17 protein-coding genes and 1 pseudogene are annotated in these 15799 nt (G+C 72.0%); 11 read left to right on the top strand and 7 right to left on the bottom strand.

Annotated features, from left to right (window positions below):
- Nucleotides 1-348 precede the first annotated feature (348 nt).
- From ACGH7X_RS11415 to ACGH7X_RS11395, 5 genes are all read left to right on the top strand, one after another.
- Nucleotides 349-1401, top strand: a complete 1053-nt coding sequence (locus ACGH7X_RS11415) for an endonuclease/exonuclease/phosphatase family protein (protein WP_399884297.1) — start codon at nucleotides 349-351, stop codon at nucleotides 1399-1401.
- A gap of 101 nt (nucleotides 1402-1502) precedes the next feature.
- A complete protein-coding gene (locus tag ACGH7X_RS11410; protein WP_399884295.1) occupies nucleotides 1503-2729 on the top strand; it encodes an MFS transporter in 1227 nt (408 codons plus the stop codon).
- An 84-nt stretch (nucleotides 2730-2813) separates the two neighbouring features.
- A complete protein-coding gene (locus tag ACGH7X_RS11405; protein ID WP_399884293.1) occupies nucleotides 2814-2996 on the top strand; it encodes a CopG family transcriptional regulator in 183 nt (60 codons plus the stop codon).
- A 1-nt stretch (nucleotide 2997) separates the two neighbouring features.
- Entirely contained in the window at nucleotides 2998-3342 is a 345-nt protein-coding gene (locus ACGH7X_RS11400) for a VOC family protein (protein WP_399884291.1), read from the top strand.
- Nucleotides 3343-3367: 25 nt separating this feature from the next.
- The gene (locus ACGH7X_RS11395) at nucleotides 3368-4225 is read left to right on the top strand and encodes a class I SAM-dependent methyltransferase (RefSeq protein ID WP_399884289.1); all 858 of its coding nucleotides are present in this window, start codon (nucleotides 3368-3370) and stop codon (nucleotides 4223-4225) included.
- 39 nt (nucleotides 4226-4264) lie between these two features.
- On the opposite strand, the gene ACGH7X_RS11390 is transcribed toward ACGH7X_RS11395, so the two are convergent.
- A complete protein-coding gene (locus ACGH7X_RS11390; protein ID WP_399884287.1) occupies nucleotides 4265-6742 on the bottom strand; it encodes an ABC transporter permease in 2478 nt (825 codons plus the stop codon).
- Nucleotides 6736-7509 (bottom strand): ABC transporter ATP-binding protein, encoded by a 774-nt coding sequence (locus ACGH7X_RS11385; protein WP_399884285.1) that lies wholly within the window; start codon nucleotides 7507-7509, stop codon nucleotides 6736-6738. The genes ACGH7X_RS11390 and ACGH7X_RS11385 overlap by 7 nt, the downstream gene beginning before the upstream one ends.
- A gap of 119 nt (nucleotides 7510-7628) precedes the next feature.
- On the opposite strand from ACGH7X_RS11385, the gene ACGH7X_RS11380 reads away from it, so the two are divergent.
- Nucleotides 7629-8234 carry a TetR/AcrR family transcriptional regulator gene (locus ACGH7X_RS11380; RefSeq protein WP_399884283.1) on the top strand — a complete coding sequence of 202 codons (606 nt, stop codon included), beginning with the start codon at nucleotides 7629-7631 and terminating at the stop codon, nucleotides 8232-8234.
- A gap of 50 nt (nucleotides 8235-8284) precedes the next feature.
- Here ACGH7X_RS11380 and ACGH7X_RS11375 read toward each other — a convergent pair.
- Together ACGH7X_RS11375 and ACGH7X_RS11370 are read right to left on the bottom strand one after the other, a co-directional pair.
- A pseudogene (locus tag ACGH7X_RS11375) lies at nucleotides 8285-8407 on the bottom strand (RNA-binding protein); the annotation flags it as partial.
- Between the two features lie 131 nt (nucleotides 8408-8538).
- Nucleotides 8539-8661, bottom strand: coding sequence for a hypothetical protein (locus tag ACGH7X_RS11370; protein ID WP_399884281.1), 123 nt, complete (start codon nucleotides 8659-8661; stop codon nucleotides 8539-8541).
- A gap of 263 nt (nucleotides 8662-8924) precedes the next feature.
- Between ACGH7X_RS11370 and ACGH7X_RS11365 the strand changes: the two genes are divergently transcribed.
- On the top strand, nucleotides 8925-9776 hold the full coding sequence (locus ACGH7X_RS11365; RefSeq protein WP_399884279.1) for a helix-turn-helix domain-containing protein: 852 nt from the start codon (nucleotides 8925-8927) through the stop codon (nucleotides 9774-9776).
- Nucleotides 9773-9979: a DUF397 domain-containing protein gene (locus ACGH7X_RS11360; RefSeq protein ID WP_399884277.1), complete on the top strand. Its 207-nt coding sequence runs from the start codon at nucleotides 9773-9775 to the stop codon at nucleotides 9977-9979. Before ACGH7X_RS11365 ends, ACGH7X_RS11360 begins: the two co-directional genes overlap by 4 nt.
- 31 nt (nucleotides 9980-10010) lie before the next feature.
- On the opposite strand, the gene ACGH7X_RS11355 is transcribed toward ACGH7X_RS11360, so the two are convergent.
- Both ACGH7X_RS11355 and glnA read right to left on the bottom strand, forming a co-directional pair.
- The gene (locus tag ACGH7X_RS11355; RefSeq protein ID WP_399884276.1) at nucleotides 10011-10232 is read right to left on the bottom strand and encodes a hypothetical protein; all 222 of its coding nucleotides are present in this window, start codon (nucleotides 10230-10232) and stop codon (nucleotides 10011-10013) included.
- Nucleotides 10233-10489: 257 nt separating this feature from the next.
- Nucleotides 10490-11851 (bottom strand): type I glutamate--ammonia ligase, encoded by a 1362-nt coding sequence (gene glnA / locus ACGH7X_RS11350; protein ID WP_399884274.1) that lies wholly within the window; start codon nucleotides 11849-11851, stop codon nucleotides 10490-10492.
- A 300-nt stretch (nucleotides 11852-12151) separates the two neighbouring features.
- Here glnA and ACGH7X_RS11345 point away from each other — a divergent pair, with 300 nt between their 5' ends.
- The 3 genes from ACGH7X_RS11345 (at nucleotide 12152) to ACGH7X_RS11335 (ending at nucleotide 15298) form a co-directional block, all read left to right on the top strand.
- Nucleotides 12152-12820 carry a DUF3105 domain-containing protein gene (locus tag ACGH7X_RS11345; RefSeq protein WP_399884272.1) on the top strand — a complete coding sequence of 223 codons (669 nt, stop codon included), beginning with the start codon at nucleotides 12152-12154 and terminating at the stop codon, nucleotides 12818-12820.
- Complete coding sequence (locus tag ACGH7X_RS11340) at nucleotides 12817-13443, top strand: DUF305 domain-containing protein (protein WP_399884270.1); 627 nt, start codon at nucleotides 12817-12819, stop codon at nucleotides 13441-13443. The genes ACGH7X_RS11345 and ACGH7X_RS11340 overlap by 4 nt, the downstream gene beginning before the upstream one ends.
- Nucleotides 13444-13543: 100 nt before the next feature.
- Nucleotides 13544-15298 (top strand): NAD+ synthase, encoded by a 1755-nt coding sequence (locus tag ACGH7X_RS11335; RefSeq protein WP_399884268.1) that lies wholly within the window; start codon nucleotides 13544-13546, stop codon nucleotides 15296-15298.
- A gap of 31 nt (nucleotides 15299-15329) precedes the next feature.
- On the opposite strand, the gene ACGH7X_RS11330 is transcribed toward ACGH7X_RS11335, so the two are convergent.
- Nucleotides 15330-15776, bottom strand: coding sequence for a VOC family protein (locus ACGH7X_RS11330; protein ID WP_399884266.1), 447 nt, complete (start codon nucleotides 15774-15776; stop codon nucleotides 15330-15332).
- Between the last annotated feature and the right edge of the window lie 23 nt (nucleotides 15777-15799).

The following is a 15799-nucleotide window of genomic DNA, read 5'->3' as shown; positions in this document are numbered from 1 at the left end:
TCCATGGTGGCACCTTCCGCCTCCTGACGGCTAGGGGGTGTCGTTTGGATCAGGTCGGCTCCAGCGAACGTTGCGTTGTTGCCGACCCGAGCCCCGCGACCCCGGCATGATCCAAACGACACCCCCTAGAGGCTCCTCGTCACGTGTCGTCGTACGACTCATGGGGTGAAATATGCCCGTTGTGTCACAGAGGGGCCCGTCCCGGCGGTGCGCGGAACTCCGCACGGTGACTCGTACGTCCTCGTGCCCGTACGGCCGTCGAGGGACGGCGGGATCGGAACCGATCATCCCCTATGGTGCTGAGGCACGGGGGGCGACGGTGGGCACGGCAGGCAGTGAGGCAACGGTATGGCGCAGCAGGCGTACATGACGGAGACGGACAACGGAGGCTCGGATCCCGAGCGCCGGGAGACCCGGATTCGGCGCCTGTTCGACCGGGTGGTCACCGGCTGGCGCGGCGACCGGCGGATCTGGACCCGGGGCCTGGTCACCGCCGCGGTCGCGCTGCTCCTGGCGGCCGTCATGGCGGCCCACTCGCGCATCCCGAACGCCATCGGCAACCTCGGCAGCCTCACCGACACCTTCTTGCCGTGGTTCGGCCTGCTGATCCCGGTCCTGCTGGTGATCGCCCTCGTCCGCAAGTCGGCCACGGCGCTGATCGCGCTGGTGGTGCCGGTGAGCGTGTGGCTCAACCTCTTCGGCGGGCTGCTCTTCGACAAGACCGGCCCCGGCGGCGACCTCACGGTGGCCACGCACAACGTCAACGCCGACAACGCCGACCCCGCCGGCACCGCCCGCGCCGTGGCCGCCGCCGGCGCGGACGTGATGGCCCTGGAGGAACTGAAGTCGTCCGCCGTACCGACGTACGAGAAGGCGCTCGCGGCGAAGTACCCCCACCACGCGGTCGTCGGCACCGTCGGGCTGTGGAGCAAGTACCCGGTCAGCGGCGTGAAGGCGGTCGACATCGAACTGGGCTGGAAGCGCGCGATGCGCGCCACCGTCGCCACCCCGTCCGGACCGGTCGCGGTGTACGTCGCCCACCTGCCCTCCGTACGGGTGAAGCTGGAGGCCGGTTTCACCGCCCGGCAGCGGGACAAGAGCGCCGACGCCCTCGGCGAGGCCATCGCCGACGAGAAACTGCCCCGCAAGATCCTGCTCGGCGACCTCAACGGCACCATGAACGACCGCGCGCTCACCGCGATCACCTCCCAGCTGCGCTCCCCGCAGGGCGCCGTGGGCAGCGGCTTCGGCTTCAGCTGGCCCGCGTCCTTCCCGATGGCCCGCATCGACCAGATCCTGGTCGACGGCGTCGAGCCGATGACCAGCTGGACCCTCCCGGCGACCGGCAGCGACCACCTTCCGATCGCCGCGCGTGTGAAGGTCGACACAACGGCTTCCTGAAATTCGTCTGCGGAATACCTGCCCTGAGAGGCTTTGTTCCGTACGGGAACATACAGTCGTCCCTCCCGTACGCACTCCGCTCTCGAAAGGCGAGACCCTTCATGCCCCTGGCCCTGCTCGCCCTTGCCGTGGGCGCCTTCGGCATCGGTACCACCGAGTTCGTGATGATGGGCCTGCTGCCCGACGTCGCGGACGACCTGAACATCTCCATCCCCACCGCGGGACACCTCGTCTCCGCCTACGCGCTCGGCGTCGTCATCGGCGCCCCGCTGCTCGCGGCGGCGACCACGCGGATGTCCCGCCGCGCCGTCCTCATCGCCCTGATGGCGCTCTTCGTGGTCGGCAACGCCCTGTCGGCCGTCGCGCCCGGCGAGATCTCCCTGCTGGCCGCCCGCTTCGTCAGCGGCCTGCCGCACGGCGCCTTCTTCGGCGTCGGCGCGGTCGTCGCCACCGGCATGGTCGCGCCGGAACGCAAGGCCCGCTCCGTCTCCCTGATGTTCCTCGGCCTCACCGTCGCCAACATCGTGGGCGTCCCCGCGGCCACCGCCATGGGCCAGCAGCTCGGCTGGCGGGCCACCTTCCTCGGCGTGAGCGCGATCGGCGTGGCGGCGATAGCGGCCCTGGCCGCCCTGATCCCGCGCGACCACGCCCCCGCCCCCACCACGGGCCTGCGCGGCGAACTGGCCGCCCTGCGCTCCCTGCCCGTCTGGCTGGCGCTCGGCACGACGGTCGCCGGCTTCGGCGCGCTCTTCGCGGCGTACAGCTACATCACGCCGATGCTCACCGACGCCGCCGGCTTCGCCGAGACCAGCGTGACGCTGCTGCTCGCCCTGTTCGGCGTCGGCGCCACCGCGGGCAACCTGCTGGGCGGCCGCCTGGCCGACCACTCCCTGCGCGGCACCCTCTTCGGGGGCCTCGCCTCGCTGGTCGTGGTGCTGGCCCTGTTCCCCCTGCTGATGCGTACGCCGGTCACGGCGGCCGTGTCGGTGGCCCTCCTCGGCATGGCGGCCTTCGTCACCGGCTCCCCGCTCCAGCTGATGGTCATGGAGAAGGCCGCGGCGGCCCCTTCCCTGGCCTCCTCCGCCAACCAGGCCGCCTTCAACCTCGCCAACGCGGGCGGCGCCTGGATCGGCGGCCTCGCCCTCGCGGCGGGCCTCGGCACCACCTCCCCGGCCACGGCGGGCGCGGCCCTGGCCGTCCTCGGCCTGGCGGTCGCGGGCACGGCGTACGCGGTGGACCGGCGTCGCGCGGTCGCCGCCCCGGTGCGCGGGCGCGAGCGCGTGGTCGCGGGGCACGTGCCGGAGGCGGCCGAGCCGGCACGGCGGTGACGGCGGGCGGGGGCGTTTCGGCGCCTCCGCTCCGCGCATACTCATCTCTGCGTTGCTAGCTGGCTAGTTTGCTAGCATTGCCATGTGGCCGACGACGAGAGTGTGAAGCAGTTCAACGTGTACCTGCCGATCGGGTTGATCAAGCAGGTCAAGTACCGCGCCATCGAGTCGGAGCTGTCACTGTCGGCGCTGGTGGCCGACGCGCTGCGCGCCTATCTCGACGGCCCCCGCACGGAGTCCGACCGACCGTCCGACAAGGAGAGCTGACATGACGACCGAAGGCATCGAGGCCGTGTTCCTGGAGACCCACAACTGGGGCAGGGCGGCCAAGTTCTGGCAGGGGCTCGGCTACGAGCTGGAGTTCGCGACGGACCACGCCTCCGGCCTACTGCGCAACGGCGACGGCCCCTACCTCTTCGTCGCCGAGGTCCCCGAGCACAAGGAGCCCGAGGTCCGGCTCGTGCTGAAGGTGCCGGACGCCGACGCCTTCAGCCCCGCCCCCGGAGTCGAGGTGGTCTCCCCGTTCGAGGACACCCACTTCGGGACCCGGGAGATGACCGTCCGCGACCCCGACGGGCGCCTGTGGAGTCTCCAGGCCCCGGCACGGAACTGATCACCCGACGCGAAGGGAGCGCCCCATGCCCGACGAGCGGACAGCGGAACCGGACGACACCGCGGTGCGGGTGGCCCTGTGGCGGGCCCTGCACGTCCAGGTGGACGCGCCGCCTCATGTGATCGAGGACGAGGTCGGCCTGCGACTGGCCGACCCCGGCGACGACTGGCGCGGCCGCCCGGACATGGACCCGGCCACGACCAGCTGGTTCAGGGCCGCGATCGTGGCCCGGGCCCGCTTCGTCGAGGACCTGGTCGTCGAGCAGGCCGCACGGGGAGCCGCCCAGTACGTCGTCCTGGGCGCGGGACTGGACACCTTCGCCCAGCGCAGACCGGACATTGCCGCCCGGCTCCGCATCTTCGAGGTCGACCGGCCCGGCCCTCAGGCCTTCAAGCGCCGCCGCCTGAACGAGCTGGGCTTCGGCGTCCCGGACCGGCTCAGCCTCGTCCCGGTCGACTTCGAGGCGGGCGAGTCCTGGTGGGACCGGCTCGCGGCCGCCGGTTTCGACGCGGGCCGGCCGACGGTGGTCGCGTCCACCGGCGTCGCCATGTACCTCACCAAGGAGGCGAACGCCGCCACGCTGCGGGGGATCGCGTCACTGGCCCCGGGCTCCACACTGGCCATGACCTTCCAACTGCCCCCGGAGCGCCTCGAACCGGAGCGCCAGGCCCAACTCCGGGCCGCACGCAAGGGCGCCGGAGCGGCCGGCACCCCCTTCCTCAGCTTCTTCACCCCACCCGAGATGCTGACCATGGCCCGCGACGCCGGCTTCAAGGACGCCCGGCACGTGACGGCCGCGATGCTCGACGAGCGGTACTTCGCCCACCGGACCGACGGCCTCGGCACGTCGAGCGGCGAGGAGATGCTGGTGGCCACCACCTGACCGTACCGAGGGACCCGTGGGTGCGGACCGACGGGACGGTCAGGCGGCGCGGCGTCGCAGCGCCGACGCCACCGGCACCACCGTGCCGAGTACGGCGAGGAACGCCGAGGCCGCCGTCACCGCGCCGACGGCGGCCCACGGCACGACGACCGGCGCCGTGCCGAAGAGCTGGTGGAGGGCGGCGCCGAGGCCGAGGATGTTGACCCCGGCGGCGAGCAGCGCCAGGGTCACCCCGACCGCCGTGACCAGCAGTGCCTCGGCGACGAAGAAGTGCAGGACCTGGCGCGGCGTGGCCCCGGTCAGGCCGAGGACGGCCAGGTCGCGGCGCCGGTCCGCGGTCGCCATCAGCAGGGTGTTCAGGATCGCCACGAAGCAGAAGAGCACGACGATCACGGCGGTGGACCGCTGCCGGGTCTCGGTGAGCCGGCGCGCCTGCGCGGCCTCGGCGGCGACCAGCCCGTCCCGGGTGGTGAGCCGCGCCCCGCTGCCCGCGAGCACCGCCCGTACGCGCGCCAGGGCGGCCGGACGGTCCGTGCCCGGGGCCAGGGAGAGCGCGGCCCGGCGGACCAGTCCGTCGCGGGCGAACAGGCCGGTCCCGGCGAAGCGTTCCGGCAGATAGGCCACGTCCTCGCCGGGCAGCGCCGCATAGGTGGCGGCCACCCGCAGGGTGACCTCGCGGCCGTCCGCGAGCCTCGTACGCACCCGGTCGCCGACCTCCATCCCCCACCGCGCGGCGACCGCCATGCTCCGCTCGTCCAGGTCGTCCAGCGACCCGTGCACCACCTCCAGACGGGTCGACCGGCGCAGGGCGTCGGGTGCCACCGCGAGCCCGTCGTTCTCCTCCAGCCGCCCGTCCCCGTCCGGGAAGTAGACGGTGGTCAGCACGGGCGCCGCGACGCGTACCCCCGCCACCCGGGCCACCCGCTCCGCCACGCTCGGGCCGAACCCGGGCGTCCCGTCCGGCACGACGGCGTACGGCGCCCCGACCCCCGCCCGGAACCCGGCGTCCCGGGCGGCCCCCAGCGAGTCGGTGGCCGTGAGCAGGGACAGCGCCAGCCCGACCGTCAGCAGCACCGGTGCCGCGGTGGCCGCCGTACGCCGGCGCGAGGTGAGCGCGCTCTGCCGCACCACCAGGGCCGCCGCCCCCGGCAACCGCCGCAGCGGCCACATCAGCACCCGAACGACGGGGCCCACGAGCAGCGGTGCCAGCGCGGCGACCGCGACGACGGGCACCAGCAGCGAGACCACGTACGCGGTGGGGGAGAGGACCGTCCGGGGCGCGGCGAGCCCGATCCAGCACGCCGTCCCCGCCCCGCCGACCAGCCCCACGACGCCGAGGGCGGCCCGGCCGGGTGTCACCGCCGTGTCCTCGGCCGTACCCTCCCGCAGCGCCTCCACCGGCCTTACGCGCGAGGCCCGGCGCGCGGCGGCCACCGCACCGCAGAGGGCCACGAGCAGCCCGGTCAGGACGGCGGCCCCGAGCGGCGCGAGCACTCCTGGGCGTGCGGAGATCTCCACCGCGAACCAGGGCGGTGCGATGTCCATCCCGACCAGCAGACCCGTCAGCGACCGGGTGCCGAGGAGCCCGAGCACCCCGCCCCCGGCCGAGGAGAGGGCGCCGACCAGCAGAGCCTCGACGCGGACCATGCGGCGCACCTGCCGTCCGGTCGCGCCGACGGTCCGTAGGAGGGCGATCTCCCGGCGCCGCTGCACCACCGCGAAGGCGAACGTGGAGGCCACCACGAACACGGCCGTGGTACCGGCGACCGCGGCCATGACCGGCAGCAGGGTGAGGGTGTTGTCCAGGGCCTCCCGGTCGTTCGCGGCCTCCGCGTCGGCACGGTGCCGGTCGGCCCCGGTGAGCACCTCGGCCGTGTCGGGGACCGCGGCGCGCACCCGTTCCACCGGCCCCAGCGCGACCAGGGCGTCGACGCGGGGCGACAGCTGTTCCGCCTCCTGCGCGCTGAAGAAGACGGCGTCCTCCCAGCCGACCGGCGCGACGGTGCCGACGACGGTGTAGCGCCCCGGTCCGTCGGCGGCCGTCAGCACGGTCACCGACTCCCCGGTGCGCGCTCGGCCGGAGGGGACGACGATCTCGTCTCCCGCACGCGGCGCCCGCCCGTCCCGCAGCGCGTACCCGCCGAACTCGGCCACCGGCCACGGGTGCCCGACCTGCTTCTTCGTTCCGCCGTCTGCGAGCTGTGCGTAGAAGGCCCGGTCGACGACCGTGGTCCCGGTCGCGGACACGTCCCGTATCAAGCGTGGGGACAGTCCGCGGGCCGCGGCGGGCGACCGTACGCCCAGATCGTGCTGTGCGGAGTCCCAGCGCGGGTCGGCGGGCAGGACGACGGCCGGCGCGCGGGCGAACCGGTGCGGGGGCCGCTCGGGCGGCTCGGCGGCCGTCATCAGCACGACACCCAGAGCGGTCAGTTGTCCCACCGCGAGGACGAGCGCGACGACCGTCCCGAGGAACGACACCCAGCGGAGCCGAAGCGTGCCCAGCGCGACTCTCAGCACGGGGCACCCGCCGCCTCTTGCGCCGCGGGCCGGCCCAGCGCCGTCATCCGCTCGGCGACCGCTTCCGGAGTGGGCGAGCGCAGCTCTCCCGCGAGGAGCCCGTCGGCGAGGAAGACCACGCGGTCGGCGAACGCGGCGACCTGCGGATCATGCGTGACCATCACGACGGTCCCCGCCTCCCGCTCACCGGGGGAGTGCACGAGGTCCCGCAGGACACGCAGCAGTTCGTGCCCCGTCGTGAGGTCGAGCGCCCCGGTGGGCTCGTCGGCGAAGAGGACCGCCGGGCGGGTCACCAGCGCGCGGGCGACGGCCACTCGCTGCTGCTGGCCCCCGGAGAGGTGATGCGGACGGCTCCCGGCCCGGTCGCCGAGCCCCACCTGCTCCAGCGCCCGCCGCACCTCCCCGCGCGCCGGGCGCCGGCCGGCGAGCCGCAGGGGCAGCGCCACGTTTTGCCCGGCGGTGAGGGAGGGCAGCAGGTTGTACGCCTGGAAGACGAACCCGGTGGCGGTCCGGCGGAACCGGGTCCGTTGAGTCTCGCTCAGGGAGGTCAGGTCCGTCCCGTCCAGCAGGACGCGTCCGGAACTGGGCCCGTCGAGCCCGGCGGCACACTGCAACAGGGTCGACTTGCCGGACCCCGAGGGCCCCATCACGGCGGTGAAACACCCCCGCTCGAACCCCAGGTCGACCGGTCCCAGCACGGTCACCTCGGTCCTCCCCGAGCCGTAGCGCCTGGTCAGCGCCTCCAGACGCACCGCGTCGTCCCTCATGCCGTCCCCCTCGCGCACATGTGGACACCGTCCACTTCCTCGATGCGTCGTAGACTAGCCCTCGATGTGGACGCCGTCCACATCGAGGGGGCGGGAGAACAGCGGACAGAGGAGCACCGATGGCCCCACGGGACACCTACCGGCACGGCAACCTGCGCCACGCGCTCATCGCGGCAGGCGTCGAACTGGCCCGCGAGGGCGGCCCGGACGCGGTGGTCCTGCGTGAGGCGACCCGACGGGTGGGCGTCGCCCCAAACGCCGCCTACCGCCACTTCGCCGACCGCCGTGCCCTGCTGGCCGCGGTCTCCCAGGCGGGCCTGGCGGAGCTGGCCCGCACGATGGAACGCGAGTCGACGACGAGTTCCCCGCCCCGCGCCCGCCTTCGCGCCCTGGCCCGCGGCTACCTCGCCTTCGCCCTGGTCGAACCGGGCCTGTTCCGCGCCGCGTTCGCGACGACGGGCATGGCGGACACCGACACGGAGGAAGCGACCGGGGCTGAGGGCCGGACCGCCTACCGTCTCCTCACCGAGGTCTTGGACGACCTGGCCGCCTCGGGCGTCCTGCCCTGCGAACACCGCCCGGACGCCGAGTACTTCGTCTGGTCCACCGTCCACGGCATGGCCGTACTCCTGACCACCGGCCCCCTGCGCGGCCTCACCCGGTCGCAGGTGGAGGAGGCGGAGCGCCGGGTGATGGACGCGGTGGAGCGGGGGTTGTGTCCGTAGTGTCGGGAGCACCGGCTGGCAATCGGTCAGACCACGGCCTGGATCTCGATGGCCAGGTCGGCGAGGTGTGGGTACTTGACCCGTACCTCGATCGCTTTGGTGCCCGCGGTGACGAGCTCGAAATACTGACGGCAGAGGTTGAGCTCGCGGACGCGGGCGGTGCGGTCGGCCATCGGGCGGTGGTGCTCCTCGTGGACTGGGCGGTCACCGGCAAGGAGCGAGCCCCGGACACAGCAGTCGTGCTCGCGCCAGGCGTGCGCGACTCAGGCCATGGCCGTGTGCGCCTGACCCTGGTCCCACGCGATCAGTCCTCGGGCTTGATCTTCGAGGCCACGAACAACAGTCCTGCCGTAGCCGCGATGAAACCTCCGGCCAGTTCGTCGTAGCCCTGGAAGTAGGCGATGGGGATGGCGAGGGCGCAGGCCACTGCGACCAGTTCGAGGGAGCCCCCGATCAGCCGACGGGGACGGTTCGGAGGCGACGTGGTCGTGCCACGACGCCGGTGTGGCCTCCCGGCAGAACCAGCACTCCCGCACCATGAGGTCCCCTTCCCCCGGGCCTCCCGACGGCGACCTCCCGAGCTGTGCCGCACGTCCGAGTGACAGCGCGACCGTATCCCGTCACCCGGCGTTCCCTCTCCCTCTAGCGTGACGCCCATCGCGATACGACGCGTACGAGGGAGGGGTGCGGATGTCGGTGAACGGCGAGGTGGACGAGGCGGGTTGGGAAGTCGACCCGGACGACGAGTGGGGTGTGGCCGTCATCGCCACCGTGGGGAGGCAGCTGAAGCTGCGCCGCGAGGCGGTGGGGATGCGGGCGGCCGACTTCGGTGTGGCCGTCGGATACGGGGAGGACCTGGTCTACAAGGTCGAGGGCGGCAAGCGGATTCCCCGCCGGGAGTACCTGGAGAAGGCGGACCAGGTGCTGGACGCGGGCGGGCTGCTCGCGGCCACGTGGGAGGACGTGAAGAAGGTCCGGTATCCCAAGCAGGTGCGGGACTTGACGAAGCTGGAGTCGCGAGCCGTCGAGTCTCTTTCGTACGGCAGCTACAGCCTGCACGGGCTTCTCCAGACCGAGGAGTACGCGCGCGCACTGCTCGGCAGGAGGCGACCAGCCCTCACGGACGACGAGGTGGAGAGCGCCGTCGCCGCACGTATGGGTCGCAAGGCGATGCTCGAACGGGACCCGGCACCGGAACTCTGCTTTGTCCAGGAAGAGGCGACCCTCAGGCGTCCTGTGGGAGGCATGATGGTTCTCCGGCGCCAGCTCGAACACCTGCTGGAAGTCGGGCAGTTGCGGCACGTCGAGATCCAGGTGATGCCGACGTCCCGTGGTGACCATCCGGGAGGAGGGCGGCTTCAGGTGCTCAAGTTCGACGACGGCACGGCGGTCGGCCGGGCGGACGACGAATTCGGTGGCAGGCCCGTCACGGACCCTCGGCAGCTGCGCATCCTCGAACTGCGCTATGGCAGTATCCGGGCCGAGGCCCTGCCCGGCCGGGAGTCAATGGCCTTCATCGAACAACTGCTGGGGGAGACATGAGCCGTAAGAACACGTCCGGACACCTCGCCGACCTGGCCTGGTTCAAGAGCAGCTACAGCGATACCAGCAATCCCAACGACTGCGTAGAGGTGGCGATAACCCCCGCCACCATCCACATCCGCGACTCCAAGCGCCCCGACGGCCCCCGCCTCGCCGTGGCCCCGGATGTCTGGACGGCGTTCGTGGGGCCCCGGACGCGGTGATCCGGGGCCCGGGTGCGCTTCGGTCCGAGGGTCAGACGCAGGTGGTGTGCGCCTCGGTGGTGCCGAGCCCTGCCGAGGCGCCGACGCCCGCGCTGACGGCGAACGGGCCGGACTCCACGTAGAGACCGGCACCGAGCGCACCGTCGGCCGCTATGACGGCCGCGCTGGCGGTGACGCCGGCGTGGCCGCCGGACACCTGGTCCAGGTCCGCGTCGGAGATTTCAGCCGTTTCGACCTGGGGGACGAGGTTCATTGCGGGTCATTCCCTTCGTGCGAGCGACATCGGAGCGATGAGGCACCGATCAAAGCACGGGGCTTGACGGCCGACCGTCGGCGAGCCGTCGGTGAGGACCCGCGTCTTCACGCCGTCCGCCGGAAAGGGAAATCCCGGGTGCCGAAAAGCGCCCACTCGTCCCCGCCCGCCCCCGCGGAGCCCGTGCCTTGCGACCATGAGATGAACGGTGTGCGGATACGTGGGATTTTCAGCGGCGGCCGGGACCGGGACCCGCGCTACAGCACCGGCAGGGACTTGCGCAGCTCGAACGCCGTCACCTGGGAGCGGTACTCCTCCCACTCCTGACGCTTGTTGCGCAGGAAGAAGTCGAAGACGTGTTCGCCGAGGGTCTCGGCGACCAGGTCGCTGCGTTCCATGAGGGCGAGGGCCTCGCCGAGGTTCTGGGGGAGGGGCTCGATGCCCAGGGCGCGGCGTTCCGCGTCGGAGAGGGCCCAGACGTCGTCCTCGGCGCCCGGCGGGAGTTCGTAGCCCTCCTCGATGCCCTTGAGGCCGGCGGCCAGCAGGACGGCGTAGGTGAGGTACGGGTTGGCGCCGGAGTCGATGGAGCGGACCTCCACGCGGGCCGAGCCGGTCTTGCCGGGCTTGTACATGGGGACGCGGACCAGGGCCGAGCGGTTGTTGTGGCCCCAGCAGATGTAGGAGGGGGCCTCGCCGCCGGCGCCGGCCGTGCGCTCGGTGCCGCCCCAGATGCGCTTGTAGGAGTTCACCCACTGGTTGGTGACCGCGGAGATCTCGGCGGCGTGCCGCAGCAGGCCCGCGATGAAGGAGCGGCCCACCTTGGAGAGCTGGTACTCCGAGCCGGACTCGTAGAACGCGTTGCGGTCGCCCTCGAAGAGGGAGAGGTGGGTGTGCATGCCGGAGCCCGGGTACTCCGAGAACGGCTTCGGCATGAAGGTGGCCTGGAGGCCCTGCTCCAGCGCGACCTGCTTCATGACCAGGCGGAAGGTCATGATGTTGTCGGCGGTGGAGAGCGCGTCCGCGTAGCGCAGGTCGATCTCCTGCTGGCCGGGGGCGCCCTCGTGGTGGGAGAACTCCACCGAGATGCCCATCGACTCCAGCATGGTGATCGCCTGGCGGCGGAAGTCCATGCCGATGTTCTGCGGGGTGTGGTCGAAGTAGCCGGAGTTGTCGGCGGGGGTGGGCACCGTGCCGTCGACCGGCTTGTCCTTCAGCAGGAAGAACTCGATCTCCGGGTGGGTGTAGAAGGTGAAGCCCAGGTCGGAGGTGCGGGCCAGGGCGCGCTTGAGGACGTAGCGCGGGTCGGCGAAGGACGGCGAGCCGTCCGGCATGAGGATGTCGCAGAACATGCGGGCCGTGCCGGGTGCCTCCGCGCGCCAGGGCAGGACCTGGAAGGTCGACGGGTCCGGCTTGGCGATCATGTCGGACTCGTAGACCCGGGCGAAGCCCTCGATCGCCGAGCCGTCGAAGCCGATGCCCTCGTCGAAGGCCTGCTCCAGCTCGGCCGGGGCCACGGCGACGGACTTGAGGAAGCCCAGAACGTCCGTGAACCACAGGCGTACGAACCGGATGTCGCGCTCCTCCAGCGTCCGGATCACGAACTCCTGCTGCTTGTCCATCTTCCGCTTCCCCATCCTTGCTGGTCAGGCCGCCCGTCTCCGGTAAGGCGCGAGGTGACCCTGCACCTCAGCATCACACCACAGCGCCGTTACGTACGCGTTGCGGACCCCGGTCGGCCGGCCCACCCCGTGACCGCAGCGTAGAGGCCACCTGTTCGATCGGGCCATTCCTGGGATCCGGCCGGGACAGATCCTGTGACCTCCCTACGAAGGAGCGGCCCCGCGCGACTACGATCAGCTCACTCACCGCCCCTTTGCTCACCAGTCTCCCCAGACGTTTTCCCAGAAGGGCAACACCCCATGGGTTCCGCCAAGAAGAGCACCAATGCCGCGCGACAGGCCCGCATAGCCGAGATGCGGCGTGCCGAGGAGGCCCGCGAGCGCCGGAACCGGATCCTCACGATCGCGGTCAGCACCGTGGTCGTCGCCGGCCTCGTCGTCGGCGGTGTCCTCCTCGTCCGGTCGCAGTCCGACGACTCCGCCGACGACACGGCGTCCGACGGCAAGACCTCCGGCAAGTTCGTCACCGACGCGGACGGAGTGCGGACCTGGAAGGGAGACCTGGGCCGCAACCACGTCACCAAGAAGGTGACCTACCCGGTCGAGCCCCCGGTCGGCGGCGACCACAACCAGGTCTGGATGAACTGCAACGGTGACGTCTACACCAAGCCGCTGAACAACGAGAACGCCGTGCACTCGCTCGAGCACGGCGCCGTCTGGGTGACGTACACCGACAAGGCGCCGAAGGCCGACGTCGAGAAGCTGGCCGACAAGGTCAAGAAGACGCCGTACTCGCTGATGAGCCCCGACGACAAGCAGAAGGACCCGATCGTGCTGTCCGCCTGGGGGCACCAGCGCACGGTGACCGGCGCCGACGACCCGAACGTGGACGAGTTCTTCGAGAAGTTCGTCCAGGGCGAGCAGACCCCCGAGCCGGGGGCCGCGTGCACCAACGGGCTGTCCCAGTGACCACGAAGCGGGCCGGCTGGATCGCGGGGGGCGCGGCCGCCGTGCTCGTCGCGGCCGGCGCGATCACCTACGCGGTCGCCGGGGACGACGGCGGAAGCAGGACCCCGGCCGCCGACTCGGCGGACGCCGGGTTCGCCCGCGACATGTCGGTCCACCACCAGCAGGCCGTGGAGATGTCGTACATCGTGCGCGACCGCACCGACGACGAGGAGGTGCGGCGGCTCGCGTACGACATCGCGCAGACCCAGGCCAACCAGCGCGGCATGATGATCGGCTGGCTCGACCTGTGGGCGCTGCCGAAGGTGTCGTCCGACCCGCCGATGACCTGGATGGGCATGGGCGGCGCGCCCTCCGCGGGCGAGGGCTCGCTGATGCCGGGGATGGCCACCGACGCGGAGATGAAGAAGCTCGGGACGCTGAACGGCGAGCAGGCCGAGGTCTACTACCTCCAGCTGATGACCGAGCACCACAAGGGCGGCGTCCACATGGCCGAGGGGTGCGCCGAGAAGTGCTCGGTCGGCGTGGAGAAGCGGCTGGCCCGGGGCATGGTCGAGTCGCAGGAGTCGGAGATCCGGCTGATGGCCGACCTGCTGGACGAGCGGGGCGCGAAGCCGCGCACGTGAGCCGCGCACGCACAGGCCGCCGCCGGGCGTGAGCGGCCGGACATGAGGCGGCAATCGCCACGTCACCCCATTGCGTCGTTCTGACGATTACACTGGGCGCGTGCCTCGACTACGACTCGCCCTGAACCAGATCGACTCCACCGTCGGCGACATCGACCACAACGCGGAGTCGGTCCTCCGCTGGACCCGGCACTCGGCCGGGCAGGGAGCGCACCTGGTGGCGTTCCCGGAGATGATGCTGACCGGGTATCCCGTCGAGGACCTGGCCCTCAGGTCGTCCTTCGTGGAGGCCTCCCGAGCCGCCCTGCGCGCCCTCGCCGCGCGGCTCGCCGAGGAGGGCCTGGGCGGCCTGCCGGTGGTCGTCGGATACCTCGACCGCTCCGCGACCGCCCAGCCGAGGTACGGCCAGCCGGCCGGCGCCCCGCAGAACGCGGCGGCCGTGCTCCACGGCGGCGAGGTGGCCCTGAGCTTCGCCAAGCACCACCTGCCGAACTACGGCGTCTTCGACGAGTTCCGCTACTTCGTGCCCGGCGACACCATGCCCGTCGTGCGCGTGCGCGGCGTCGACGTGGCGCTGGCCGTCTGCGAGGACCTGTGGCAGGACGGCGGCCGGGTGCCGGCCGCCCGCTCGGCCCGGGCCGGGCTGCTGCTCTCCGTCAACGCCTCCCCGTACGAGCGCGACAAGGACGACACCCGGCTGGAGCTGGTGCGCAGGCGCGCCCAGGAGGCCGGGTGCACGACCGCCTACCTCGCGATGACCGGCGGGCAGGACGAGCTGGTCTTCGACGGCGACTCGATCGTGGTCGACCGGGACGGGAAGGTCGTGGCGCGGGCGCCGCAGTTCACCGAGGGCTGCGTGGTGCTCGACCTGGACCTGCCCGCCGCCGGGGCCGGGGCGCCGACCGGCGTGGTGGACGACGGACTGCGCATCGACCGGGTGGTGCTGTCCGAGGAGCCGGTGCCCGAGGACGGCCCCCCGCTGTCCGGCGGGCACGCCGAGCCGCTGGACGACGACGAGGAGGTCTACTCGGCCCTGGTCGTCGGCCTGCGCGCGTACGTCGCGAAGAACGGCTTCCGCTCGGTGCTGATCGGGCTGTCCGGCGGCATCGACTCCGCGCTGGTCGCGGCCATCGCCTGCGACGCGCTCGGCGCGGAGAACGTGTACGGCGTCTCCATGCCGTCCAAGTACTCCTCCGAGCACTCCAAGGGCGACGCGGCCGAGATGGCCCGGCGCACCGGCCTGAACTACCGCACCGTGGCCATCGAGCCGATGTTCGACGCGTACATGGGCGCGCTGGACCTGACCGGCCTGGCGGAGGAGAACCTCCAGTCGCGGCTGCGCGGGACGCTGCTGATGGCGATCTCCAACCAGGAGGGCCACCTCGTGCTGGCCCCCGGCAACAAGTCGGAGCTGGCGGTCGGGTACTCGACGCTGTACGGCGACTCGGTGGGCGCGTACGGGCCCATCAAGGACGTGTACAAGACCTCCGTCTTCCGCCTCGCCGAATGGCGCAACCGCGCGGCCCGGGACCGGGGCCGTACCCCGCCGATCCCCGAGAACTCGATCACCAAGCCGCCGAGCGCCGAACTGCGGCCCGGACAGGTCGACACGGACTCGCTGCCGGACTATCCCGTACTGGACGCGATCCTCGCCCTGTACGTCGACCGGGACCGGGGCGCGGACGAGATCGTGGCCGCCGGGTACGACCGGGAGCTGGTGACGAAGACGCTGCGCATGGTCGACACCGCGGAGTACAAGCGGCGGCAGTACCCGCCGGGCACCAAGATCTCGGCCAAGGGCTTCGGCAAGGACCGCCGCCTGCCGGTCACCAACCGCTGGCGGGAGACCGGCTGAGGCGGCGGCCGGTGCCCCGCGGGAGCGGGGGCTAGCGCTGCCGCTTCAGGTCCGCCAGTGCCTTGTGCAGCGGCTCCGCCTCGCGGCGCCGGTACTCCTGGACCGACCAGCCGTTGCCGTCCGGGTCCTTGAAGTACATGAAGGTGGCGCCGTCGTCCGGCGCGTACTGGACCGGCTCCGAGACGTCGAGGCCGCGCGCGGTCAGCTCCGCGTGGGCGGCCTTGATGTCGGCGACGCACAGCTGCAGGCCCTGGTACGAACCGGATTCCGGGCGCGTCTGGCCCTGCGCCATGTCCCAGATGGCGTCGCCGAGCGCGATCGAACAGCCGGAGCCCGGAGGCGTCAGCTGGACGATCCGCATCCCCGGCATGACCTCCTGGTCGATGTCGACGTGGAAACCGACCTTGTCGCGGTAGAAGTCCCGGGCGCGGTCGATGTCGGTGACGGGCAGCGGGATCACTTCGAGAGTGAAGTCCATGGCATGACTCCTTCGACGTCCTT

Origin of the sequence: Streptomyces sp. BBFR51 (assembly GCF_044591655.1) — a bacterium.
Taxonomy (GTDB): Bacteria; Actinomycetota; Actinomycetes; order Streptomycetales; family Streptomycetaceae; genus Streptomyces.
This window is presented reverse-complemented; position numbering and strand designations above follow the sequence as displayed.